Here is a 22,968-nt window from a genome sequence, read left to right as displayed (position 1 = left end):
CCGGCCCGGACCCGAACCGGCCGGCGCCGCCGCCCGCTGAGAGGAGATCGCCGTGACCTCACTGTTCGCTCGGGCGACCCGGCGGATCGGGTTGGGCCACATCCGCCACGTCCGGCCGGTCGGCTGGACCGCCGCCAACGGCCTGGTCCGCCAGGTGTACCGGCAGATGGAGACGGACTTCGGCCTCCTCGCGCCCCCGCTGGTCCTGCACGCGGCCTCGCCGGAGTCGCTCGCCGCCACCTGGCTGATGCTGCGCGAGACGCTGGTCGCCGGCGGACAGGTGGATCGGGCCGCGAAGGAGGTCGTGGCCGCCGCGGTGTCGCTGGCCAACGCCTGCCCATACTGCGTAGACGTCCACGGCGCCGTGCTGGCGGGCCTGCTGCGCAGCGCCGACGCCGACGCGGTCGCCGCCGACCGGATCGACGACGTCGCCGACCCCCGGCTGCGCGCCATCGCCCGGTGGGCCCGGGGCAGCGGCCTGGCCGCGCCCGGCGGGACGCCCGCGGCGCCGTTCCCGCAGACGCATGCGCCGGAGCTCATCGGCGTGGCGGTCACCTTCCACCACATCAACCGGATGGTGAGCGTCTTCCTGTCCGACTCGCCGCTACCGGCCGTCCCGCCGGCCACCGAGACCGTCCTGCGCCGGTTCGCCGCGCGGATGATGGGCGGGCTGGCCTCAGCTCGGGTCGAGCCGGGACGGTCGCTGGACCTGCTGCCGGAGCCGCCGCTGGGCGCTGCGGGGGGCGACGACCTGGCGTGGGCCGGTCCACCGGCCGCCGCGCCGGCCGTGGCCGGTGCGCTGCGCCGCGCCGCCGCGACCATCGACGGCATCGGCGCGCGGTCCGTGCCGGAGCCGGTGCGCCGGCTGGTCCACGCCCGGCTGGCCAGCGCGGCGGCGGACCTGCCCGGGATCAGCACGCGCGACTGGCTCGACGGCGTCGTCGCCGCCCTGCCGGACCGGCTGCGGGCGCAGGGCCGCCTCGCGGTGCTGGTCGCGGTCGCTGCCTACCGCGTCACCGACGACCTCGTCGCGGAGGTCCGCGCGCAGGGCGGCGGCGACGCCGCGGTGGTGGAGCTGGCGTCGTGGGCGAGCTTCGCGGCGGCGCGGCACATCGGCGCGGCGCTGGGCCGGGGCCTGCCGGCGCAGCCGCAATGAGCCGGCCCGTGGACCGTCAATCGCGCACCGCGGACCCCACGAGCCACTCCGGATCCTTGCCTTAAGGTTTCCGGGCACGGTCAAAATAATGGTTTTCAGCCCAATGAACAATGCCGCTCGGCAATCTCGGCTATCTACTTCGACACTGGCTTACCTTCGCCGCCCGATGGACAAACTCGCAGGTGAACGGCAGTTTGTACTTCCATGTTGCGCACCGCCGGGGCACCGGTAGCGGCAGCGTTGCCAAACGTCAGCCAGCTCAGCTAACGTCGTTTTGGGCAACCGGAATGGCAGCGAACGCCGGAGCAATCCAGCAGCTCGCGCTTTTCTTAATCACGCTGTCGACTTTACCCGTTCCGGCTCAGCCAACATTCAGCACACCGCTGAAAATAACCAACAATGCGGGGGGCGAATTGGCTACAACGGATCGGAGGTACTGTGGACGGCGCAATCGAGCAAGCTGTACGGCGAGCCATCGTTACGATGAGAGAGAACCTCGGCGAGGAGCTCACCGTCGACGACATGGCACGGGCCGCCATGTTCAGCAAGTTCCACTTCACCCGGATCTTCCAGCGCGCCACCGGTGTCTCCCCGGGCCGGTTCCTGTCCGCCTTACGCCTGCAGCGGGCCAAGCAGTTACTGGTATCCACCTCGATGAACGTCGCCGACATCAGCCTGCTCGTGGGGTACAAGAGCGTCGGCACCTTCAGCTCGCGGTTCAGCCGCAGCGTCGGCCTGTCACCGACGACGTACCGCCGCACGGCCGGATACGCCTTCGACATTCCCACCGCCAATCGCGGCCGGCCGCCCCGCCCATCGTCGGCCAGCGTCTACGGCGAAATCCGCCACGCCGCCCCCAACTCCACTGGCGTGGTGTTCATCGGTCTGTTCCCGGACCGTATCCCCGAGGGAGCTCCGGTTCGGTGTTCGGTGCTGCCGGGGCGCGGGACGTTCTCGTTCGAGATGGTGCCGACCGGGAGCTGGTACGTGCTGGCGCAGTCGGTCGGGCACGACGCGGAGGCGCTGGTGCGCGACGACGATCGGACCGGGCAGTCCGTGTCGGTGGCCACCTACGGCCCCATCACCGTCCGGGAGGACACGATGCTGCGGCTCGACCTCGAGCTGGAGCCGGTCCGCGTGGTCGATCCCCCGGTCCTGCTGGCGCTGCTGGACGTGCGGAAGCTGGCCCTCGCCCGCACCCGCCGGCAGGCCGGCTTCGCGGACCCGATAGCCGCCTGACCCGCGACCAAGGATCGGACCCGGGGCCGGCGACCACCGCGGTCGCCGGCGACGGGGCCGTTGTCCGTGCCTCGGCGCCCGTCCGGGCCGATCGCGCAAGCCCGGAGACGACATCGCCCACGCCGGGAACGTAGATTGAAGCCGAGGAATGCCTGAGCTGCTCGGGCATCGGCCGGACGAGGAGAGCGATGCGCATCTCGGACCTCAGCCGCGGGACCGGCGTCCCCGTAGCCACGATCAAGTTCTACCTCCGGGAACAGCTCCTCCAGCCGGGCCGGCCGACGGCCCGCAACCAGGCCGAGTACGGCGAAGCGCACCTGCGGCGGCTGCGGCTCATCCGGGCGTTCACGAACATCGGCGGGCTCGACCTCTCGTCGGTGCGCCTGCTGATCGGCGCCATCGAGGACGACCGGCTGGCCCTTCCGGCACTATACGGCGTGGTGAACCGGACCACCCTGCCCGAGGAGGGCCTCGACGCCACCACGGCAGAATCGATCCGCGCCGAGAGGGACGAAGTCAACACGCTCGTCAAGGAACTCGGCTGGCACGTCGACGACGACGCGCCGGGGCGGGCGTGGCTGGCCCTCGTGCTGGCCGCCTTACGCTCGCTCGGTTGCCATTGCGGCACGGACTTCTTCATACCGTACGCCGAGGCCGCCGAGCGGCTCGCGGTGCGGGAGCTGAGCCTGTTGGAGCCCGAGGAGGCCGACGCCGAACGGGCGGCCGCCGTCATCCGGATGGTGCTGCTCGAGGTGGCGATGTCCTCGATGCGGCGGATGGCGCTCGAGCACCACGTGGAGCTGCGGTACGGCGCGGCACCGCGGCGGAAGGCAAGCTGAGCGGACGCCGCACCGGCGACGACCGCCCAACCCGCACCACGCACGCCCGGTGGCCTCAGTCCCCGTCGATCGGGGGGAACTGGCCCGGGCGGCGCCCCTCACCGGCCGGACCGCGATATGCCTGCGCGATGTCCAGCCAGTGCTCCGCGACCGCGCCGGTGGCCTTGAGCGACAGGTCGTCGCGGTGCCGCCGGCGGGTCACCAGCAGGCAGAGGTCGACGGCCGGTCCGGTCACCCGCTCCGGCGACTCGGCCGGCCCGAAGGTCCACTCCCGGCCCGACGGAGCGGTCAGCTCCAGTCGCAACCGCACCTGCGGCACCGCGAGACCCCGGGCAAGGTAGCCGAAGTCCCACGTCCGCGCGGCGAACTCGACGAGGTGCCCGATGCGATCGGTGTACCCGCGGCGCACGCCGAGGGCGTCGGCGATGTCCTGCCCGTGGCCGAACAGCTCCATCATCCCGGCGGCGGCCAGGACGGCGGCGGGCAGCGGCCGGACGAGCCAGGGCACCAGGTGGCCGGGCGGCAGCGCGCCGAGCGCCCGCTGCGCCGCCTGACGCTGCTCCCGCCAGCGGCGCAGCAGCACGTCCGGCGGATCGTCGAGGAACTCGCCGAGCGCCGCCCGCACGTTGGCGTCGAAGTCGGGGCCGAGGCCGCCGGCGAACGCCTTGAACCGCTCCGGGTCCGACGCGGCCAGTCCCGCCATCCGGAACGTGGCGGCGAGGTGGGCGATCTGGTGGGCGACGGTCCAGCCGGGAGCCGGCGTCGGCGTCTGCCACTGTGCGGCTTCCAGGCCGCTCACCAGGCGGTCGACCTCGTCGCCGTCGGCGGCGAGGTCGGCGATGACATTGGCATTGTCCGTCACGCGGTTCACATCCTTCGCAGTCGATGCTCGCACCCGAGCATCCCCGGGGCCGGTGGACCCTGTCGTCTTCAGCTGTGCTCAACACCCGTGTCTGCCCTGGTCCACGGCGGCGGCCCATCGAGCACGGCACGTTGAAGGAAGCGACGCCGGTCTGCGCCGTGCTTGCATGAGGCTGCCCGCTCGGGGCTCCTGCCTTGCGAACTTCTTCCGTTGGAGGCCATCCATGGGCACTTCCCTTGCGTTGTCCGGCCGGGTTGCCCGTGCCCTGCGCCGCCCTCGCCGGCCCGCCGCCCGCCCGGGCGAACCGGTCGGGCAGCGTGCCGTCGTCATCGGCGGGAGCATCGCCGGCACGCTGGCGGCGCGGGTGCTGTCGGAGTCGTACGGCGAGGTCGTCGTCGTCGACCGCGATGAGGTGCTGGGGGTGGCCGGGCCGCGGCGCGGCGTGCCGCACGGCGCCCACGCCCACGGCCTGCACGCCCGCGGGTATCACATCCTCTCGGAGCTCTTCCCGAACCTGCTCGACGAGACCCGGGAACTGGCCGGTCTCACGGTCCGTGACTTCGGCGGCATGCGGTGGTACTTCGACGGGCGCCCGATCCGCCCCGCCGACACCGGCCTGCGCTCCATCGCCGGGTCCCGCCCGGTGCTGGAGAACTACCTGCGCAACCGGGTCGCCGCGCTGCCCAACGTCACGTACCGGCAATCCACCGAGGTCGCCGGCCTGCTGACCACCCCGGACCGGGCTCGGGTCATCGGCGTGCGGCTGCGCGAGGGCACCGGCGCCGAGCTGGACCTGGCCGCGGACCTGGTCGTCGACACGGCCGGGCGGGGCTCCCGGACGCCGGCCTGGCTGGCCGAGCTCGGCTACGAGCGCCCGCCGGTCGAGCGGGTGAAGATCGGCCTGGCGTACACCACTCGCAGCTTCCGCCGGCGGCCGGGCACGTTCGGCCCGCCGCAGGCGATCAACCCGGTGGCGTCGCCGAACCATCCCCGCGGCGCGTTCTTCGGACAGGCGATCACCGGCGACTGCCGGCTGTCGCTGACCGGCATCCTGGGCGACCATCCGCCCGCCGATGACGAGGGATTCCTGGAGTACACCCGGTCCCTGCCGGTGCCGGAGATCTACGAGGCGATCCGTGACGCCGAGCCGACCAGCGAAGCGGCGACGTTCACGGTGCCGGCGAGCGTATGGGTGCACTACGAACGGCTGACCCGGTTTCCCGACCGGCTGGTGGTGCTCGGCGACGCCGTCTGCAGCTTCAACCCGGTCTACGGGCAGGGGATGACGGTCGCGGCGATGATGGCCATGGCGCTGCGCGAGCGCCTCCGCAGCGGCGGCCATCCGGACTCGCTGGCGCTCGCGACGGCCTTCGCCCGGGCCATCACCGACGCGTGGCGCATCTCCACCCGCGGGGACCTGGACTTCCCGGGGGTACCCGGTGAGCGCCCGCCGCGGGTCAGGCTCTTCAACGCCTACATGAGGCGCCTGCAGTACGCCACGACCAAGGACCCGGCCGCGACGACCGCGCTGATGCGGGTCACCGGACTGGTCGACCGGCCCGGCAAGCTCTGGCGTCCGGCACTGGTGGCGCGGGTGTTGTGGCGCTCCCGGGACCTGCCGGCCACGAACGGGGCCACGACGACCCGGCCGGCGTCGCCGGTCAGCACGGCCGTGTAGCGAGCCTCGCGGCGAAGCGAAGGCCGGGTCACCAGGCGGTGACCCGGCCTTCGCCGTGGGCCTCAGATGTACTGCGTGTTCGGCTCCAGGCCGCACAGCACCCGGCCGTACAGCTCGAGGTTCGTCGTCGGCACCATGAGCGCGTGCAGGTTGGCCGCGTGTATGTCGCGGGCGAAACGCTGGATCGGCACGTCGCGGTAGAGCGACGAGCCACCGCTGGCCAGGCTCAGCAGGTCGATCGCCTCCCGGCCCAGCTTGCAGATGATGCCGACATCGGCCCGGGTGCGCGCCCGCTCCGGCAGCGTCCACGGCTCGCCGCTGACGCCCTTGGCGTCGACCAGGCGGGCCACCCGCTCGGCGTGGAACTCGCACTGGTCGACCTTCATGGCCGCCTCGGCCACCTGCACGTGGGTGACCGGAGCCTCGCTCTGCTTGCCATAGGTGGTGTAGGCGATCGAGCGGCCGTCCAGCCGCTCCAGGAACAGCTCCAGCGCGCCCTTGGCGAGGCCGGCCAGCATGCCGACCGAGGTGGCGTTGGCGACCCCGAGCAGCGGGCTGCGGTACATGGGCAGCGCGTTGTTCAGCGGCGCGGCCGACTGCCCCTGCAGCACGGCCGGCATCGGCAGCACCCGCTCCTGCGGGACGAAGACGTCATTGGCGACCGTGGTGACGCTGCCCGAGCCGCGCAGACCGAAGGTGTTCCAGTCGTCGACGATCTCCAGGTCGGACATCGGGACGAGCGCCACCACCGGCCACATGTTGACCCCGTCCGGCGCCGGCGCCATCGCGATGACCTCCTGCCAGTGGCTGTGGAGGGCACCGCTGATGAAGCCCCACCGTCCGTTGACGACGATGCCGCCGGGCTTCGTGGTGGCGGTCGCGGACGGGCTGAGCGTGCCGCAGACGCGCACGTTGGGGGTCGAGTAGACCTCCTGCTGGACCTCCTCCGGGAACATCCCGACCATCCAGCCGGGGATCGGCCACACCGACGCGTTCCAGGCCACGGAGCCGTCACCGCGGCCGAGCTGCGCCAGGACCTCGTTCAGCGTCCGCGCGTCGGACTCGTAGCCGCCGAAGCGGCTGGGCACCCGCATCCGGAAGTACCCCATGTCGGCCAGGCCCTCGAGGGCCTCGTCGTGCAGCCGCCGGTTCTCGTCCTGCCACTCGGCGTGCCTGCGCAGCACGGGCACCAGCTCGGCGGCGCGCCGAACCAGCTCCTCCCGGGGTGGTGCGGTGATAGCGCTGGTCATGTCTCCTCCTGGGTCACGAGCCTTCTCGACACGATCAGTGGGCGGTCGCGGTCACCGGCGAGCGCAGTGTCGCGGCGCCGCTGATGAGCGAGGCCGCCTTCTCGGCGATCGCGATAACGGCCGCGTTCGGGTTGCCGCGCACCTGGGTCGGCATCACCGACGCGTCGACGACCCGCAGGCCGTCGACCCCGAGCACGCGCAGTTGCGGGTCGACGACGGCACCCATCGCGCAGGTGCCCGCCGGGTGGAAAATCGAGTGGGCGTACTGCCGGATGTACGCCCGCAGGTCGGCGTCCGAGTCCGAGGCCGGCGGCTCGAACTGGCCCACCGTGTAGGGCGCCAGCGCCTCCTGCCGCGCGATGTGCATGCCGATCCGGGTCGCCGTGACGGCGTCGTCCAGATCGGCCGGCTGCTCGAAGTAGTTGTGCACGATCTTCGGCTTCGCGGTCGGGTCGGCCAGCGCGAGCTGCACGCTGCCGCGGCTGCGGGGGGCGAGCATCGACGGGCCGAACGAGAACGAGTGGTGCGTCGGGGTGCCCAGGCCGCTGTCCGCGAACATCACCGGCGCGCCGAGGAACTCGACATCCGGTGCCGGCAGGCCGGCGCTGGTCCGGATGAATCCGCCCGACTCCGGGCCGTTCGCGGTCAGCGGGCCGCGCCCGTGGGTGACGAACTGCTCGACGTGCTCGGGCTGCCCGGCGACGAGCAGACTGATCGGGATGTCGTGGGTGTAGACCAGCGGAATCAGGGCGTGGTCCTGCAGATTCTGCCCGACCTGCGGCTGGTCCAGCACGACCGGGATGCCGAGCACGTCGAGCAGGCCCGCCGGCCCGATGCCGGAGAGCATCAGCAGCTGCGGCGAGTGGTAGGCCCCGGCGCAGACGATGACCTCACGCTCCGCCCGGATCGTGACGATCTCGTCCAGTCGCGCCCCGGTCACCCCGACCGCCCGGCCGTTGTCCGTCAGCACCCGGTGCACCTGCAGGTTGGTCTCGACGGTCAGGTTGGGCCGCCGGCCGGCCGGGTGCAGGAACTCGGTCGCCGTGCTGGCCCGGCGGCCGTCGCGCTGGGTGAGCTGGAAGAAGCCGAACCCGTCCTGGCTCTCCCCGTTGAAGTCGTCGTTGATGGGGTACCCGGCCTGAGCGCCGGCTTCGATGAAGGCGGCGGACATCGGGTTGCGGTCCCGGCCGTCGGAGACTCGCAGCGGACCGCCCATGCCGTGGTAGTACGACTCGCCGCGCTCGTTGTCCTCGGAGCGCTTGAAGTAGGGCAGCAGGTCGTCGTAGCGCCAGCCGGGCTGGCCCCACCCGTCGAAGTCGATGGGATTGCCGCGGACGTAGACCATGGTGTTGATGGAGCTGGTGCCGCCCAGCACCCGCCCTCGGGGCAGGTAGATCCGGCGCCGCCCGAGGAAACGCTCCTCGTGGGTGGCGAGGTCCCAGTCCAGCTGCGTGCGGAAGAGCCGGCCGAAGGCCACCGGCACATGGATGTTCTCCGCGACGTCCGCCGGTCCCGCCTCGATGAGGCACACCTTGACGTCGGGGTCCTCCGACAGTCTGGCGGCGAGGACGCAGCCGGCCGATCCCGCGCCGACGATAACGTAGTCGTACATCTGACCCTCCTTTGTGGATGGCTGACTGCCGGCTCACCCAGATCTGGACACGGGCGTCCCGCAGGATGGCCGAGGCCGTCGCTGCGGGCCGCACGTGAGGTGGGTTGCGCTGTCGCGTCAACCTTTGATCGGACTGCCTTGATGTGAGACGAGACCGAGCCGGCCGTCGGGCTGCCTGACGACCACCCACGTGGCCCGGATCAGGTTGCTGTCCTGGATTTCCCGGTCGCCGGGCATCAGAATGCCGCCCTCGGTGACGAACATGGCCACGTCATCGCCGAGGAACGTGACGGCGATGGGCCAGCCCTTGACGTGGGCGCCCTTGAGCGGGCCTTGGAAACCCCGGGTCATGTACGAGCGGATGTCCTCGCGACTGGTGAGTTGCTCGTCGCGCATGAGGAGACTTCCGTTCTCGGTGAACACGTCGGCGAACGCGTCCGGGTCGTTCACCTTCCACGCGGCCTGGATGCGCATGGCCACGGTGAGCGCGGCCCGCTCCCGATCCCGCGTGAACTGGCGGTAGTAGGACGCGTCCTCCGCCACCCCGGCGTCGGCGAGCAGCGCCGACGCGTCACCCCACGAGGTCGTGTTCATGGTGCGCCCCTTCGTCCGGCGTCAGTTCCTGATCGGGCAGGACTGGTAGGAGACGATCCGCCAGTCGCCGTCGTGCCTGACCGCGACCCACATCGCGCGGACCAGGTTGGCCGGGTCGACGGTCTCCTCCCCCTCGCGCACGAGGCCGCCGTCGGTGACGATGATCGCGCTCGAATCGGTCAGCAACCGGACCTCGCGCGGCTCCTCGAAGAGCCGGGTCGCCTTGTACGGCCCGGCGAACGCCTCCACCAGGTAGCCGCGGATCTCCTCGCGGCCCTTGAGCTGGGTGTCCCCGAACAGCGCGCTGCCGTTGTCGATGAAGATGTCGGCGAACGCGTCCGCGTTGTTCTCCGCCCACGCCGCCCGGGCCCGTAGCTGTGCGGTCAGGGCGTGCCCCTCCGGCCCGTTGGAGTACTCGCCGTAGTAGGTCGCCCACTGCTTGGCACCCTCGACGAGCGCCGCCGCTTCCTTGGTCATGCTGTCTCCTAGGTCGTCGGTAGTGGTCGTCACCAGCGCAGCGTCGCGCCGGCGCCGCGAGGGCTGTTCTGGTAGCCGGCGAGCTGCCACTCGCCGTCCTTCTTGACGGCGACCCACGTCGAGCGCACGGCGAGTTCCGGCGCGATCTCGGTCTCGCCGGGGGCCAGGATGCCGCCGTGGGTGCGGATCAGCGCCACGTCGTCCGAGATGATCCGCAGGTCCGCGGGCTGGCCGGTGACGTTGCTGTCCTTGAACGGTCCCGCGTAGGCGGCGGCCATGAACGAACGGATCTCGTCGCGGCCCCGCTTGTACACGTCACCGGGCAGGATGAGGATGCCGTCCTCGGTGAAGACGTCGGCCACGCCGGCCGCGTCATTGCGCGCCCACGCCGCGACGAGCCGCAGCGGCACGCTGAGGACCTCCTTCTGCTTGTCGTCGGTGAACGGCCCGTAGTAGGCGTCCAGCTTGGCCTGGTCCGCCACCTGGCCAGTGGTCGTGGTCATGTCAGAGCTCCATTCCGGATTCGGCACCGCAGTGACTGACGCCGATCGTCACGCACGCCCACCCGCGCTGCACCTCTCATATTGCTGAGGCGCCGGAGCACCGCGCCGCAGGAAACTGGGCAACATCGAAGATGTCCGCACGATCGCCACGCCGGTACGGTTCCGGGAGCCCAACGACCAACCAGCGGCGGAGCCGACTCATGACGACTGACATTGCCGCCGGCATCGGCGGCGACAATCGCCTGCACGCAATGGACGCGCTGCGGGGCGGGGCACTCCTGCTCGGCGTCGCCTTCCACGCCACACTGTCCTTCATGGAACCGCCGTTCTGGGTGGTCGGCGACAACTCGACCAGCCCGGTGATGAACGCGGTCTACTTCGTGTTGCACATATTCCGGATGACGCTGTTCTTTCTGATCGCGGGATTCTTCGGGCGGATGCTGCTGCACCGCCGCGGCACGCCGGGCTTCGTGCGGGACCGGGCCAAACGCATCCTCGCACCGCTGCTCATCTTCTGGCCGGTCGTGATGGTGATGACCGTCATCGCGATCATCTGGGCCGACGCCCAGGCCGGCAAGACGTCGCCGCCCGCCGCGATGACGCTGCGGACGTTCCCGCTGACCCACCTGTGGTTCCTGTACTACCTGCTGCTGCTCTACGTCGGCGCCTTGGCCCTGCGCGGCATCGCGGCGGTGGTGGATCGCACCGGCGCCGGGCGGGCGCGGATCGTCGATCCGCTGGTCCGCGGCATCGTCCGGGCCGACCTGACACCGCTGGTGCTCGGGGCCCCGCTGTGCCTGACCCTGATCCTCAAGTCCGGCTGGGCGCTGTGGTTCGGGGTGCCGGCCGCGGAGAACGGGCTCCTGCCCAACGCGGGCGCGCTGGTCGCCTACGCGACCGCGTTCGGGTTCGGCTGGCTCTTGCAGCGGCAGAGCGATCTGTTGCGGCTGTGGGAGCGGCGCTGGCGGCGCTACCTCGTCGCCGCGGTCGTCCTGACCGGTGCCGCGCTCTGGCTGGCCGGAACCGCCGCTTCCTTCGACACCGCGCGGTCGCAGGGGGCGAAGGTCGGCTACGCGATCGTCTACGTGCTGGCCATCTGGGCGTGGACCATGGGCATCGTCGGGCTGGCGGTGCGTTATCTGTCGGTGTATCGGGCCCCGGTTCGGTATGTTGCCGACGCGTCGTACTGGATCTACATCAGTCACCTGCCGGTCGTGATGCTGCTGCAGGCCGCGTTCATGCGGGTTCCGCTGCCATGGCTCGTCAAGTACGTGCTGATCCTGGCGATCGCGTTCCCGGTGCTGCTGCTCAGCTACCGGTACCTCGTGCGCTACACGTTCCTTGGTTCGCTGCTCAACGGCCGCCGGCTGCGGCGTCAGGCGCGGCCGACGGTCGAAGCGGCCCTGGCGACGGAGTAACCGCCGTGGTCCGCTTGGTGACGCGGCGCCTCGTCTGGGCCGTGCCGATGCTCTTCGTCGTCACGTTCTTCTCGTTCGTCCTCGTCTCGCTGGTGCCCGGCGACCCGGCCCGGTCCGTGCTGGGCCAGCTCGCCACCGAGCAGCAGGTCAGCGAGTTACGGCAGGAGCTGGGACTGGACCGCCCGATACTGCCGCAGTACCTCGATTGGCTCGGCCGAGCGCTGCGAGGCGACCTCGGGCACTCGCTGGTCACCGGCGGTGACGTCGGCCGGCTCATGGGCGCCCGGCTCGCCCCGACCCTGTCGCTGGTCGTGCTGGCCACGCTGGCGGCCGGACTGCTCGGCGTCGGGCTCGGCATGCTCAGCGCCGTGCGCGGCGGCGCGCTGGGCCGGCTGATCGACGTGCTGTCCGTCGCCGGGCTCGCCGTCCCCGGCTTCTGGCTCGGCCTGCTGTTCGTGTCCTGGTTCGCCGTGCACTGGCGGCTGTTCCCGGCGACGGGATACACACCGATCGCCGAGTCGCCGATCGGCTGGCTCCGCTCACTCGTGCTGCCGGTCGCCGCGGCGTCGCTCGCCGCGGCGACGGCGGTGGCCAAGCAGACCCGGGACGCCGTGCTCGACGTGCTGAGCCGGGAGTACGTGCGGGTCTTCGAGGCCAACGGGCTGTCTCGCCGGTCGATCCTCTTCCGGCATGTGCTGCGCAACGCGGCGGTCCCGATCATCTCGCTGCTCGGCGTGGTCTGCGCCGGCCTGCTCGGTGCCGCCGTGCTCATCGAGAACATCTTCGGCCTGCCGGGGATCGGGTCGGGAGCGGTCGTCGCCGCGATGCAGCACGACATCCCCGTGCTCCAGGGCGCGGTCGTCTCCTTCACGCTCATCGTGATCGCCGTCGGCCTGGTCGTGGACCTGTTACAGGCGTGGCTCGACCCGCGGGTGCGGACCCGATGACCCGCGGCCCCAAGACCCTGCTGCGCCGGCCTCTCGCCGCCGCCGGGCTGCTCTGGCTCGTCGTCGTCATCGCCTGCTCGCTCTTCCCACGGCTGGTGACCGGTACCGACCCGGCCCGGCAGGATCTGCGCAATGCGCTGCGCGGCCCGACGCCGGCGCATCCCCTGGGCACCGATCGCCTCGGCCAGGACTTGCTGAGCCGGCTGGTGCACGGCGGTGGCAGCACCCTGTCGGGGGTCGCCATCGCCACCGGCGTCGCGGTCCTGGTCGGTGTGACGCTGGGCCTGGCCGCCGGCTATCTCGGCGGGGTGGCGGACGCGCTGGTGCTGCGCCTGTCCGACGTGCTGTTCGCCGTGCCGGGAATGATCCTGCTGCTGGTGGTCATGGCGGTGTTCCGCAACAACGTCGCCGCCGCGATGGCCACGTTCGGCGTGCTGATGGCGTCCGGGCTGATCCGGGTGGTCCGCTCGGCGACCAGGTCCACCCGCGAGGAGCTGTTCATCGCCGCGGCGAAGGTGTCCGGGCTGTCCGGCGCGCAGATCCTGCGTCGTCACCTCCTGCCGAGGCTGACCGGCCTCGTCATCGTCCAGACCGCCCTCATCGCGTGCATCTCGCTCGTGACGCAGGCCGGGCTGGCCTTCCTCGGGTTCGGGCCGCCACCGCCACAGCCGAGCTGGGGCGGCATGATCGCCGAGGCCCGCGCCGTCATGACCGAGGCGCCATGGGCCCTTGTCCCGCCCGGTCTCGCCGTCGTGCTCACCGTGCTGGCGATCAGCCTCCTCGGTGACGCCGCGCGGGACGGCAGCACCGGACGGTGGTCCGCGCGGAAGCTCGCCCCCGCCCGGTCCCGCCGCGCCGCCGCCCCCGCGCCGCCGCAGCGACCAGGGACACCCGGGCAGCCGGACCCGGAGAGGCTGCTCTCGGTGCGTGGCCTGACCGTGGCGATCCCGGCGCGCACCGCCCGGGGGCAAACCGATATCGCCGTGGTCAGCGACGTCTCCTTCGACATCGGCGACGGCGAGGTCGTCGGGTTGATCGGTGAGTCCGGATGCGGCAAGACGGTCACCGCGCTGAGCGTCCTCGGACTGGTGCCGGGCGGCGGCCGGATCACCGGCGGGTCCTGCGGCTTCGCCGGCGTCGACCTGGTCCGGGCGAGCGCGCCACAGTGGCACGCCGTGCGGGGCCGGGGGATCGGCTACGTCGCGCAGGAGCCGTCGGCCGGGCTCGACCCGGCCGAGCGGGCCGGGACACAGCTGGCCGAGGCGGTGCGCCGGCACACCGGGGCGTCCCGCGCCGCCGCCCGCCTGCGCGCGGTCGAGTTGCTGCACGACGTGGGCTTCCCCGAACCGCACGCGGTCGCCCGGCTGTATCCGCACCAGATGTCGGGCGGCATGGCGCAACGGGTGGCGATCGCATTCGCGCTGGCCGGCTCCCCTCGCCTGCTGATCGCGGACGAGCCGACGACCGCGCTGGACGTCACGGTACAGGCGGAGATCACCGGCCTGCTGCGCCGGCTGGCGATCGATCGGCGGATGGCGGTACTCCTGGTCACGCACGACCTCGGCGTGGTCGCGCAGACCTGCGACCGGGCGGTGGTGATGTACGCGGGCGAGGTCGTGGAGGACTGCGACGTGCCGACCATGTTCGCCCGGCCCGCGCACCCCTACACCGCGGCGCTGCTGGCCGCCGACCCGCACCGGATCGCCGAGGGGGGCCGGCTGCCGGCCATCGCCGGCACCGTACCCGCGCCCGGCGACTGGCCGGCCGGGTGCCGCTTCGCCGACCGATGCCGTTACGTCACGCCCGCCTGCCGTGACGTCCCGGTGTCACTGCGCCGGCCGGATCCGCGCCACGCCACGCGGTGCCTGCGGACCGGGGCGCTCGACACCGTGGGGGGCAGGCCGTGACCGGCGCACTGCTCGACATTCGCGACCTGCGGGTGGACTTCTCACGGGGGCGGCGGCTCGTCCGCGCCGTCGACGGCGTGAGCCTGTCGGTGGCGCCCGGCGAGACGGTCGGCCTGGTCGGCGAATCGGGCTCCGGCAAGTCGACGATCGCCCGGGCGGTCACCGGCCTGACGCCCGTGTCGGGCGGCTCGATCCGTTTCGACGGCGCGGACGTCACCCGGGCCGGCCGCCGGGCCCGCCGGCGGCTCAGCGCGGCCCTGCAGATGGTCTTCCAGGACCCGTACAGCTCGCTCAACCCGGCCCGCACCATTGGCGACACGCTCGCCGAGCCGCTGCTGGCCCGCCGGGAGGTCCGCCGCAGCGGGCGGCGTGAGCTCGTCGCGGCGGCGCTGGAACGGGTCGGCCTGCCGGCGGACGCCGCGCGCCGTTACCCGGCGGAGTTCTCCGGCGGGCAGCGCCAGCGCATCGTCATCGCCCGGGCGCTGGTCAACCTGCCCCGCCTGGTGATCTGCGACGAGCCGGTCAGTGGCCTGGACACGTCGGTGCAGGCCCAGATCATCAACCTGCTGCTCGACCTGCGGGCCGATCTCGGCCTCGGGTACCTGTTCATCACCCATGACCTCGCGGTGGTACGCCATCTCTCGCACCGTGTTGTGGTCCTCTACCGGGGGCAGGTCATGGAGGCCGGCCGCACCGCGACCGTCGTGTCCCGCCCGGCCCACCCGTACACCCGTGCGCTGATCGCGGCCGCCCCGGTGCCCGATCCCGGGCATCGGCCCCCACTCGTGCCGCCGGCCGGGCCGGCGCCGGTACTGTCCGCGACGCCCGGCGCGGCCGACCGGCCGGGCTGTCGCTTCGCGAGCCGCTGCCCATACGTCGCGCCGGTATGCCTTGCCCGCCGGCCGCCGCTGCGCGAGTCGGCCACCGGGTCGCTGGTCAGCTGCGTGCGTCAGCACGAACTCAGCGAGGTTCACCTCAGCACTGGCACTCACTGAAAGGTCCGTCATGGCACAGCTCGTCCGCTCCCGCGCGCGCCACGGCTTACTGGCCGCGACCATCCTCGCCACGTTCACCGCCCTCACCGCCTGCTCCGGCGGAGCGGCACCGGCCGGCGACAAGGCCGGCCGCACCCTGACGATCGCCGTCTCCGCAGCCCCGACGCTCGACCCATACAAGGCGAACGTCGACCCGAACAACATCCAGACCGCCTCGCTGGGGTATGCGTCGCTGATCCGGCTCAACGCCGACCGGACGTACAGCGGCGACCTCGCCGAGTCGTACGGCTACACCGACACCGAGAACAAGATCTTCCAGATGAGGCTGCGGCCGGGTCTGAAGTTCGCCGACGGCACACCGCTGGACGCCGCGGCTGTGGTGGCGTCGCTGCAGTACATGCTGAAGGTGAGCCCGAACGCGAAGTCCTGGGCCGGCACCATCACCGGCATCACGGCCAGCGACGCGTCGACGATCGTGGTCACGAACAAGTCGCCCAACCCGGTCATGCGGCAGCTGTTCAGCCAGGCCGTGCTCTCCGGCTCGGTCGTTTCACCGGCCGGCCTCGCCGACCAGGCAACGCTCGCCGAGCGGACCTTCGGCGCCGGCCCATACGTCCTGGATCCGGCCGGCACCGTGCCGAACGACCACTACACGTACACGATCAACCCGAACTACTGGAACAAGAACGGGCAGCACTGGCAGAAGGTCGTGGTCCGGGTGATCCCCGACGCCAACGCCACCGTCCAGGCCATCCAGGCCAACCAGATCGACTACGCGTCGCTGAACGCCGACGCGGGGCCGGCGGTGAAGGCCGCCGGGCTCAAGCACGTCACCTCCAGCGTCGCCATGATCGGCATGATGCTGGCCGACCGGGACGGCACGGTCGCCCCGCAGCTCAAGGACGTCAGGGTGCGCCAGGCGCTCAGCTACGCCATCGACCGCGAGGCGATCGCCACCGCGCTCTTCGGCGAGTTCGCAAAGCCCACGAGCCAGACCGCCGCACCCGGCTTCGACGGCTACGACAAAGCCCTTGACGCCCGCTATCCGCACGATCCCGAGCGTGCCAAGCGCCTGCTCGCCGAGGCGGGCTACGCCGGCGGGTTCACGCTGCGGATCGCCTCGACCGGCGCGTTCGGCATCGGTCTGGTCACCCAGGCGGTCGCCGCGCAGTGGAAAGAGATCGGTGTGACCGTGGAGCTGAACACCGACGCCCAGATGGCGCAATGGCAGCAGAGCGTGCTGTCGCGCAAGTTCCCGGTGAGCGGCTACGCGTTCGGCAACCTGCCGACCTACCTGCTGTCGCTGAACTTCGCGCTGCCGGTGGCCAACCCGTTCAACCCGTTCGCGACTCAGGACGAGGCCCTCACCGGGCTGCTGACCCAGGCGAGCAACGAGGCCGACCAGGCCGCGCAGGCCGGCCTCTACCGGCAGGCGAACGCGCGGCTGACGGAGCTGGCCTGGTTCGCGCCCGTGGTACGCATCGAGGGCATCGCGGTGATGGGCCCGCGGGTGGCAGGTGTCGAGCAGACCTCCGACAACGGCCTGCCCAACGTCGCGACGGTGCGCCCGGCGGCGGCGTAACCCGTCGGCCTGTTTCGCATATCCGGACCGGCGCGGGGCGGCGTCCCGCGCCGGGGCGGCAGCGGGACGCCGGGTGTCCGCGTGGCGGGCTACGACGCGTAGGCCTCCATTTCGTATATGCGCGCCGCGGTGTCGGAGTCGCTGGTCGGGGTGATCACATTCAGGCGGACGTACCGCGTCGCCCGCGGTGTGAAGGTGTGCGTGGTGACGCCCGCGGTGTTGCCCCGCGCCGAGGCGACCGTCGTCCAGGTGTTGCCGTCGGTGCTCACCTGGACGTCGAAGTCCTTGGTGTTCCAGCTCGCCTTCTCGCCGCCGGCGGCCGCGTGGCGCAGCACCACCTTGCCGACGGTCTGGTTGGTCTGCAGGTCCGCCCGCAGCCACTTGTTCGAGCCGAGCGCGCACCACTTGTCGGCGTTGCCGCCGGTCCAGCTTCCGTTGACCGCCTTCTCTGGGCCCTCGGAGGCGGCGCACTGCCCCGAGGCGGTGGCCGGCTTGTTCAGCGCCAGGTTCGGGTTCGGGGTCGCGGTGTCGGGGACGAACAGCTTGATGTCGGTCAGGCCTGCGTTGCCCTCGTACGCGTTGGTGTACAGGTCGCCGATGACGAAGTAGTCCGGGTAGGACGAGCCGGCCGGCCACTGGTTGGGCCACGAGGCGCTGCCGTTGGCGTCGTTCTGCGTGAGCGTGCCGTTGAACTGCCCGTTGTACTCCGCGGCGGTGGTGTTGTAGTGCCAGATCGGCACGTTGTTGACGACGAAGTCGCGGTGGAAGCGCAGCGTCTTCTGCCCGGCGCGGGCGAAGTTGCCGCTGGCCTCCAGCGTGTACCCGGTCGCGTCGCGCTCGATGGCGAAGGTGTAGTACTCGTTGGGCATCAGCTCCGGCTGCAGCTCGGCGGCGCTGGAGAGCTGGTTCTCGGCGACGCCGCCGGAGCAGCTGGTCATGAACCACTGGGAGTTGCCGGGCAGGCCGCCGGGGCCGGGGTTCCAGTTCGGCATGCCGCTGATCCACATGTTGACGGTGTTGAAGTTGCCGTCGCGGTAGTTGTAGTAGGTGTTGTTGGCGGAGTTGCAGACGCGCCCGCCCGTGCCGGTGCCGACCCGGTCCGGATGCTGGGCGAACTGGTCCATGAGCACCTTGCGGTGGTAGTGCCAGAAGTGGTTGTTGCGCGGCGCCGGGTTCGGAAAGTCCACAATGGACAGGAAGTGGAAGCCGTTGTACCCGTACGTGCCCTCGCGCACGCCCTGCCACTGGCAGTACGGCACCGACGCGTCGCCGCTCCAGCCCGGCGACCTCGACCCCTCGCCCCACGGGTGCTGGGTCTTGCAGCCGGTCGCGTTGTAGCCGTTGATCTTCCCGTCGTAGTTGATGGCGCCGTTGCGCTTGCCGCCGAAGTTGAGCGTCTTGAGCTTGTACTCGATGCGGTACTGGTCCGGCAGCCGGTTCGTGGGCCGGAAGATGGCCCCGCCGGTGTTCTCCGGCACGTTGAGCACCGCGACGTGCTCGTTGCCCAGCGCCTGGGTGGTGATCGAGGGCGGCGACTCGATGACGCCGTCCGCGTTGAAGTCCCGCGCCGACAGCGACGCGGTCAGCCAGCCGTCCTGGCCGACGCGGAACTCCTTGCGGTAGGTGCCGAACGAGTTGAGCTGGGTGGTCCAGGCGGGGCCGTAGTCGTTGCGGTACCACTGGCCCGCGTCGTCGGTGATGGTGTCGAAGCCGGTGGCGTACGTGTCGCGCGCCCACGGCACCGAGTCGCTGTTGAACGCGGTGGCGAAGTTCTCGGAGTACAGCAGGCGCCAGTTCGGTGCGGCGAGGGCCGGCGGCGCGGCGACCAGCGGGACGGCGACCAGCGACGCGGCCGCGACTGTCGCCGCCACTGCGAAATGAAGTCTCATGGCGATTCCTCAGGAGTTCAGGTACTGCGCGGCGGTTTCCTTGGTGATCTGCGGCGACGGCACGACCGTGTCCTTCTCGACCTTCGCCCCGCCGAGCACGTTGACGGTCCGGTCCAGCGCCAGCTTGCCGATGACGTTGGGGCTGTTGAGGCCGGTGACGACGTAGTTGGTGCCGTCGAGGATCGCTTTGAGCGCCTCGGCCTGGCCGTCGACGCCGGCGAGCACGATCTGGCCGGTCTTGTTCGCCGAGGCGATCGCGCGCTGCGCGCCGAGGCACATCGCGTCGTTCTCGCAGAAGACCGCGACCAGGTCCGGGTGCTGGGTCAACAGCCCCTCCATGACCGTCAGCCCGCCGTCGGAGCCCCAGTTGCCGAAGTCGGGCGCCTCGACAAGCGTGAACCTGGAGTCCTTGCCCAGCACCGACTTCAGCCCGCTGGTGCGGGCCAGGCCGATGGAGTTGTCGGCCGGTCCGCCCTTGATGACGGCGACCTTGCCACCGCCGGTGAGCCGCTGGCTGAGGAACTGCCCGTCCTGCTTGCCGATCGCCTCGTTGTCCGGGCCGATCCAGCTGGTGTACTCCCCCACCGCGAACTTACGGTCGACGAGCACGACCGGCTTGCCGGCCGCCTTGATGGCGTTGAGCGCGGCCGGCGCCGACTCCAGCGGGCCGCCGGAGATGATGATCGCGTCGACGTTCTTGCTCAGCAGGTCCTCCACGTTCGCGGCGAGCTTCGCCGCGTCACCGCCGGCGTCGGTGCTGATGGTCCGGACGTTGCCCTTCGTCTTGGCCTGCGCGGCGATGGCGTTGTCCATGCCGCTGAAGTACGGCCCGCTGAGCAGGAAGTTGGCGATCCCGATGGTGTACGTCTTCGCGCCGCCGCCGGCGTCGTCGCCTTTGCAGGCGGCGGCGGATAATGCGACGCCGGCGGCCACCAAGCCGATGAGGAGCTTCTTCATGCGCGTCCTTTCGCGGAGCGCGGCCGGTTCGTGCGCTGCACGAGGATGACCGCGACGATGATCAGTCCCTTCGGCACCTGCTGCCAGAAGTCCTTGTGCACCTCCCGTAGCGCCAGGGTCACCGAAGGGGTAGCCTCGCCCGCGTAGCCACGGAAGATGCGCACGACCGCCTCGACCTCGCCGCGGGCCTGCTGGACGGGCTTGCCGTTCTCAGTCGCGAGCAGCCGGGCCAGGTCCTCACGCTGTCCTCACGCTCGGCCTCGATGAGGTCGGCGACCCGGCGCAGCGGCGCCTCCCGCTCGTGCGCGGGCAGCGCCGGTACCGGGATTGCGCACGGTGGCAACGGGCATGCTGAAGCCCCTCCTCTTTCGGCGGTGTGCGTGCGGGCGCGCCAATTCGCTGCACGAATGGTTCTGGCGGTCCGCCGGCGCCGTCCGGCGAGGTGTTACGGGCAATGACGGCCGAGGCACAACCGTCGAAGCGGCTGCCGTCATGACAGCGCTGCCATTAATCTACCCGGCGTACCGGGGAGCAAGTCAAGACCCTCTATGGCCGGGGGATCGCTCAGCACGGCGACAGTGCGGGCAGCGTCACCGTCTTCGATGTCCGCCATGCCGGCAGCCCTGCGTGATCGCGTGACGGCGGTGCCGTACGGTGTTCCGGTGAACGATCGCGCCGCCCGGCAGCGTCCTGCCGCCCCCAACCGTCCCGGCACCGGCTCGGCTCTGCCGTCCAAGGCCGAGAAGCGCACCGCCGCCAAGGCCGCCAAGGCGCGGGCCGCAGCCGCGGCCAAGCGTCGCCAGGTGCTGACCGTCGCCGGCGCGGCGGCGGCCGTCATCGCCGTCATCGCCGTCGTGGTGGTGCTGGCGGTCCGGTCCGACGACCCGGCGACGCCGACCCAGAGCAGCGTCGGCGCCGGCTCCGCCGCAAGCGCGGACACCACCGCCGAGGCCACGCGGCCGGCATTCCCGCCGGTGCCGGAGGGTGCCGACCCGGCCCTGTCCACCAAGCCCGCTGCCAAGGCCGGCAGTGGGAGCGTGTCCAAGCTCGAGGTGACCACGCTGATCGAGGGCAATGGCGCGGCCGCGCAGTCGGGACAGACGATCACGGTGAACTACGTGGGTGTCACGTTCGCCGACGGCAAGGAGTTCGACTCGTCCTGGCGACGTTCGCAGCCGTTCAGCTTCCCCCTCGGTGGCGGCAAGGTCATCAAGGGATGGGACCAGGGCCTCGTGGGGGTCAAGGTCGGCAGCCGGGTGCAGTTGGACATCCCGGCCGCCCTGGCCTATGGCGACCACCCGGCCGGCGGAGCGCCGGGCGGCACGCTGCGGTTCATCGTCGACGTCCTGTCCGTCGCGTAGCCGGGCCACGTTAAGGCACACCGCCGACGTCGGCGGCATCCACCAGGCGGGCTTCCCAAGGTTCCAGGTCGTTCCTGTAGCGCCGGCCCGCCACGTGTGTGCCGCCAGCGGTCGTCACCGACAACCGCGTGAACCGCCAGAGCCCTCCGGTGATCGACAGCCGCGCGGAACCCCTCAAGATCGCCGCGGCGAACTCTACGACGTCCTCCCGCAGGACGCCGTCAAAGGTGTACTCCTCGCAGAGGATCTGAGTATCGGGCAACGTTGGCGGCGCGATGATGATGAGGTCCGGACCCTCATCATCGGTCGAAACGATCGTGTATGTACTTCCGTTCTCGAGGAACCGCATCGAGATCCACCCCAAGAAGAGATTGACGTATCTCTTTTTCTATCGAATATCGAGACGACACCCGGCCGAGGTAATGCCTGATTGGTGCCGCCACCGGTCCACGCCCGGTCGCCTCACTTCCTTGGGGGATGAATGTTGATGGACATCTCCATAGCGGCTTGGCGCAGCGGGTCGAGCTCATTTGCGCTGACAGACCAGTTTGATGTCCTGTTCGGCGTTGACGGCAACCGTGACCGCCTGCGCGAGGCAGATGCCATCGACGCTAACGGCCCTCAGCTCATATGTGCCGGGCGGCAGACTGAACTGGAAGCGTTCGCCCTCGGTGAGCTTCTGCCTGGCGACCTCGCCTCCGTCGCGGCTGACCGTCACAGTGCCGGGGGCGCCGGGTGGCTCGGCCGGCGACGCGCCCGGGAGAGTCGGCGACGCGCCCGGGAGAGTCATGGGCTGCGAACCGCCGGACAGCACGATCGTTCCGGCCACGGTGCCGGTCGGGCCGCCGTCGCCGCCGGGCGCTTCGCCGCATCCACTCAGCGCCGCGAATGCGAGCAAAACGGACGCCAATCCCGCGATCGACCCATGGACAGACATACACAGATCGTAACCAGCCCGCTCGCGGCTTATTGTACCGAACCGGCCGGATTTGTCTGGTGCATTGCTCGGCCGAAATTCCCGTTGGCACGGCCTTGCTGTATACGGCGAAGGCGTGTCGAATCGATCACGCGACATGGGGCGGCCACCAGTTCCTTGGGCACGTCGACCATGGCACGGTATGTGATCACGTGGAGTCCTCACCGTGGAGAAGGATCTTGTGGTGAGAACTCACCTACCGAAGGTTCCACGCCCCGTCCATAATTGTCCAGTGTGGATGACCCAGGCGTGTCATCCAGATTTCGCAGGCATCCTCGTTGAGATCACCTTGATATGGACTGCCGTTCGGGGCGGTGGTTTCGGCCGGATTCTGAGATAATTGCATGCATGGGGCAGCTGGGATTGTTTTCAAGGGCGGAGTTGGCTGCCATGCGTGACCGCACCAGGTCACGTCGTTATTCTCCGGCGAATGAGCAGTTCCGCCGTGAGCACGCACGGCATCGAGACTGGGGCCTCGCCAGACGTCACGCCGACAAACTCCGCCGTCTCCGCGGCGACACCCCGCCAGCGATCAGCGACCAGCGCGACGGTTCGGTGCACGGCTCGGTGCAGGGGCCGGTGCCGCCCTCGCCACCTCCGCCGGTCACGCAGCCTGACCAGGCACAACATTCCGCGAGCAACACCGCGGCGAACGACCGCGAACCCGCACCCCGCCAGGTGGACGGCGACGGGCGGCCCGGTCCTGGCCCGAAGCGTCGTCGCGCA

General features: G+C 70.9%; 21 protein-coding genes and 1 pseudogene. 11 read left to right on the top strand and 11 right to left on the bottom strand.

Annotation, left to right across the window (positions count from 1 at the left end; translation table 11 throughout):
- The first annotated feature begins 52 nt into the window (after positions 1–52).
- The 3 genes from ABT297_RS29990 (at position 53) to ABT297_RS29980 (ending at position 3,234) form a co-directional block, all read left to right on the top strand.
- Positions 53–1,156 (top strand): carboxymuconolactone decarboxylase family protein, encoded by a 1,104-nt coding sequence (locus tag ABT297_RS29990; RefSeq protein WP_350555690.1) that lies wholly within the window; start codon positions 53–55, stop codon positions 1,154–1,156.
- Positions 1,157–1,594: 438 nt separating this feature from the next.
- Complete coding sequence (locus ABT297_RS29985; RefSeq protein ID WP_350555688.1) at positions 1,595–2,395, top strand: helix-turn-helix domain-containing protein; 801 nt, start codon at positions 1,595–1,597, stop codon at positions 2,393–2,395.
- Between the two features lie 188 nt (positions 2,396–2,583).
- On the top strand, positions 2,584–3,234 hold the full coding sequence (locus ABT297_RS29980; protein ID WP_350555686.1) for a MerR family transcriptional regulator: 651 nt from the start codon (positions 2,584–2,586) through the stop codon (positions 3,232–3,234).
- A 55-nt stretch (positions 3,235–3,289) separates the two neighbouring features.
- Here ABT297_RS29980 and ABT297_RS29975 read toward each other — a convergent pair whose 3' ends face one another.
- Positions 3,290–4,096, bottom strand: coding sequence for a TIGR03084 family metal-binding protein (locus ABT297_RS29975; protein ID WP_350555684.1), 807 nt, complete (start codon positions 4,094–4,096; stop codon positions 3,290–3,292).
- 223 nt (positions 4,097–4,319) lie between these two features.
- Here ABT297_RS29975 and ABT297_RS29970 point away from each other — a divergent pair, with 223 nt between their 5' ends.
- Positions 4,320–5,774: an FAD-dependent oxidoreductase gene (locus ABT297_RS29970; RefSeq protein ID WP_350555682.1), complete on the top strand. Its 1,455-nt coding sequence runs from the start codon at positions 4,320–4,322 to the stop codon at positions 5,772–5,774.
- Positions 5,775–5,836: 62 nt separating this feature from the next.
- Here ABT297_RS29970 and ABT297_RS29965 read toward each other — a convergent pair whose 3' ends face one another.
- From ABT297_RS29965 to ABT297_RS29945, 5 genes are all read right to left on the bottom strand, one after another.
- Positions 5,837–7,024 carry an acyl-CoA dehydrogenase family protein gene (locus ABT297_RS29965; RefSeq protein ID WP_350555680.1) on the bottom strand — a complete coding sequence of 396 codons (1,188 nt, stop codon included), beginning with the start codon at positions 7,022–7,024 and terminating at the stop codon, positions 5,837–5,839.
- Between the two features lie 34 nt (positions 7,025–7,058).
- A complete protein-coding gene (locus ABT297_RS29960; protein ID WP_350555678.1) occupies positions 7,059–8,636 on the bottom strand; it encodes a GMC family oxidoreductase in 1,578 nt (525 codons plus the stop codon).
- A 117-nt stretch (positions 8,637–8,753) separates the two neighbouring features.
- Positions 8,754–9,230 (bottom strand): SgcJ/EcaC family oxidoreductase, encoded by a 477-nt coding sequence (locus ABT297_RS29955; protein ID WP_350555676.1) that lies wholly within the window; start codon positions 9,228–9,230, stop codon positions 8,754–8,756.
- Positions 9,231–9,251: 21 nt separating this feature from the next.
- On the bottom strand, positions 9,252–9,707 hold the full coding sequence (locus tag ABT297_RS29950) for an SgcJ/EcaC family oxidoreductase (RefSeq protein ID WP_350555674.1): 456 nt from the start codon (positions 9,705–9,707) through the stop codon (positions 9,252–9,254).
- A 29-nt stretch (positions 9,708–9,736) separates the two neighbouring features.
- Entirely contained in the window at positions 9,737–10,210 is a 474-nt protein-coding gene (locus ABT297_RS29945; RefSeq protein WP_350555672.1) for an SgcJ/EcaC family oxidoreductase, read from the bottom strand.
- A 200-nt stretch (positions 10,211–10,410) separates the two neighbouring features.
- On the opposite strand from ABT297_RS29945, the gene ABT297_RS29940 reads away from it, so the two are divergent.
- From ABT297_RS29940 to ABT297_RS29920, 5 genes are read left to right on the top strand one after another with little or no spacing between them, the layout of a single operon-like run.
- Positions 10,411–11,628: an acyltransferase family protein gene (locus ABT297_RS29940; RefSeq protein ID WP_350555670.1), complete on the top strand. Its 1,218-nt coding sequence runs from the start codon at positions 10,411–10,413 to the stop codon at positions 11,626–11,628.
- A 5-nt stretch (positions 11,629–11,633) separates the two neighbouring features.
- The gene (locus ABT297_RS29935) at positions 11,634–12,575 is read left to right on the top strand and encodes an ABC transporter permease (protein WP_350555668.1); all 942 of its coding nucleotides are present in this window, start codon (positions 11,634–11,636) and stop codon (positions 12,573–12,575) included.
- Positions 12,572–14,482, top strand: a complete 1,911-nt coding sequence (locus ABT297_RS29930) for a dipeptide/oligopeptide/nickel ABC transporter permease/ATP-binding protein (protein ID WP_350555666.1) — start codon at positions 12,572–12,574, stop codon at positions 14,480–14,482. The genes ABT297_RS29935 and ABT297_RS29930 overlap by 4 nt, the downstream gene beginning before the upstream one ends.
- Positions 14,479–15,477, top strand: a complete 999-nt coding sequence (locus ABT297_RS29925; RefSeq protein ID WP_350555664.1) for an oligopeptide/dipeptide ABC transporter ATP-binding protein — start codon at positions 14,479–14,481, stop codon at positions 15,475–15,477. The genes ABT297_RS29930 and ABT297_RS29925 overlap by 4 nt, the downstream gene beginning before the upstream one ends.
- A gap of 10 nt (positions 15,478–15,487) precedes the next feature.
- Positions 15,488–17,059: an ABC transporter substrate-binding protein gene (locus ABT297_RS29920; RefSeq protein WP_350555662.1), complete on the top strand. Its 1,572-nt coding sequence runs from the start codon at positions 15,488–15,490 to the stop codon at positions 17,057–17,059.
- 89 nt (positions 17,060–17,148) lie between these two features.
- On the opposite strand, the gene ABT297_RS29915 is transcribed toward ABT297_RS29920, so the two are convergent.
- From ABT297_RS29915 to ABT297_RS29905, 3 genes are read right to left on the bottom strand one after another with little or no spacing between them, the layout of a single operon-like run.
- Positions 17,149–18,948 carry a discoidin domain-containing protein gene (locus ABT297_RS29915; RefSeq protein WP_350555660.1) on the bottom strand — a complete coding sequence of 600 codons (1,800 nt, stop codon included), beginning with the start codon at positions 18,946–18,948 and terminating at the stop codon, positions 17,149–17,151.
- A gap of 9 nt (positions 18,949–18,957) precedes the next feature.
- The gene (locus ABT297_RS29910; RefSeq protein WP_350555659.1) at positions 18,958–19,905 is read right to left on the bottom strand and encodes a substrate-binding domain-containing protein; all 948 of its coding nucleotides are present in this window, start codon (positions 19,903–19,905) and stop codon (positions 18,958–18,960) included.
- Positions 19,902–20,138 carry a hypothetical protein gene (locus tag ABT297_RS29905; protein WP_350555735.1) on the bottom strand — a complete coding sequence of 79 codons (237 nt, stop codon included), beginning with the start codon at positions 20,136–20,138 and terminating at the stop codon, positions 19,902–19,904. The genes ABT297_RS29910 and ABT297_RS29905 overlap by 4 nt, the downstream gene beginning before the upstream one ends.
- Positions 20,139–20,567: 429 nt before the next feature.
- Between ABT297_RS29905 and ABT297_RS29900 the strand changes: the two genes are divergently transcribed.
- Complete coding sequence (locus ABT297_RS29900) at positions 20,568–21,266, top strand: FKBP-type peptidyl-prolyl cis-trans isomerase (protein ID WP_350555657.1); 699 nt, start codon at positions 20,568–20,570, stop codon at positions 21,264–21,266.
- A gap of 10 nt (positions 21,267–21,276) precedes the next feature.
- Here the strand turns inward: ABT297_RS29900 and ABT297_RS29895 are convergent, their stop codons facing one another.
- Positions 21,277–21,615, bottom strand: a complete 339-nt coding sequence (locus tag ABT297_RS29895) for a hypothetical protein (protein ID WP_350555655.1) — start codon at positions 21,613–21,615, stop codon at positions 21,277–21,279.
- A 177-nt stretch (positions 21,616–21,792) separates the two neighbouring features.
- Positions 21,793–22,203 (bottom strand): hypothetical protein, encoded by a 411-nt coding sequence (locus ABT297_RS29890; protein ID WP_350555653.1) that lies wholly within the window; start codon positions 22,201–22,203, stop codon positions 21,793–21,795.
- A gap of 387 nt (positions 22,204–22,590) precedes the next feature.
- Here ABT297_RS29890 and ABT297_RS29885 point away from each other — a divergent pair.
- Positions 22,591–22,968: pseudogene (locus ABT297_RS29885) on the top strand (hypothetical protein); the annotation flags it as partial.

Source organism: Dactylosporangium sp. NPDC000555 (genome assembly GCF_040300025.1).
In the GTDB taxonomy this organism is placed as follows: domain Bacteria; phylum Actinomycetota; class Actinomycetes; order Mycobacteriales; family Micromonosporaceae; genus Dactylosporangium.
Note: the sequence above shows the minus strand (reverse complement) of the source record. Positions and strands in the feature narration are given on the sequence as shown.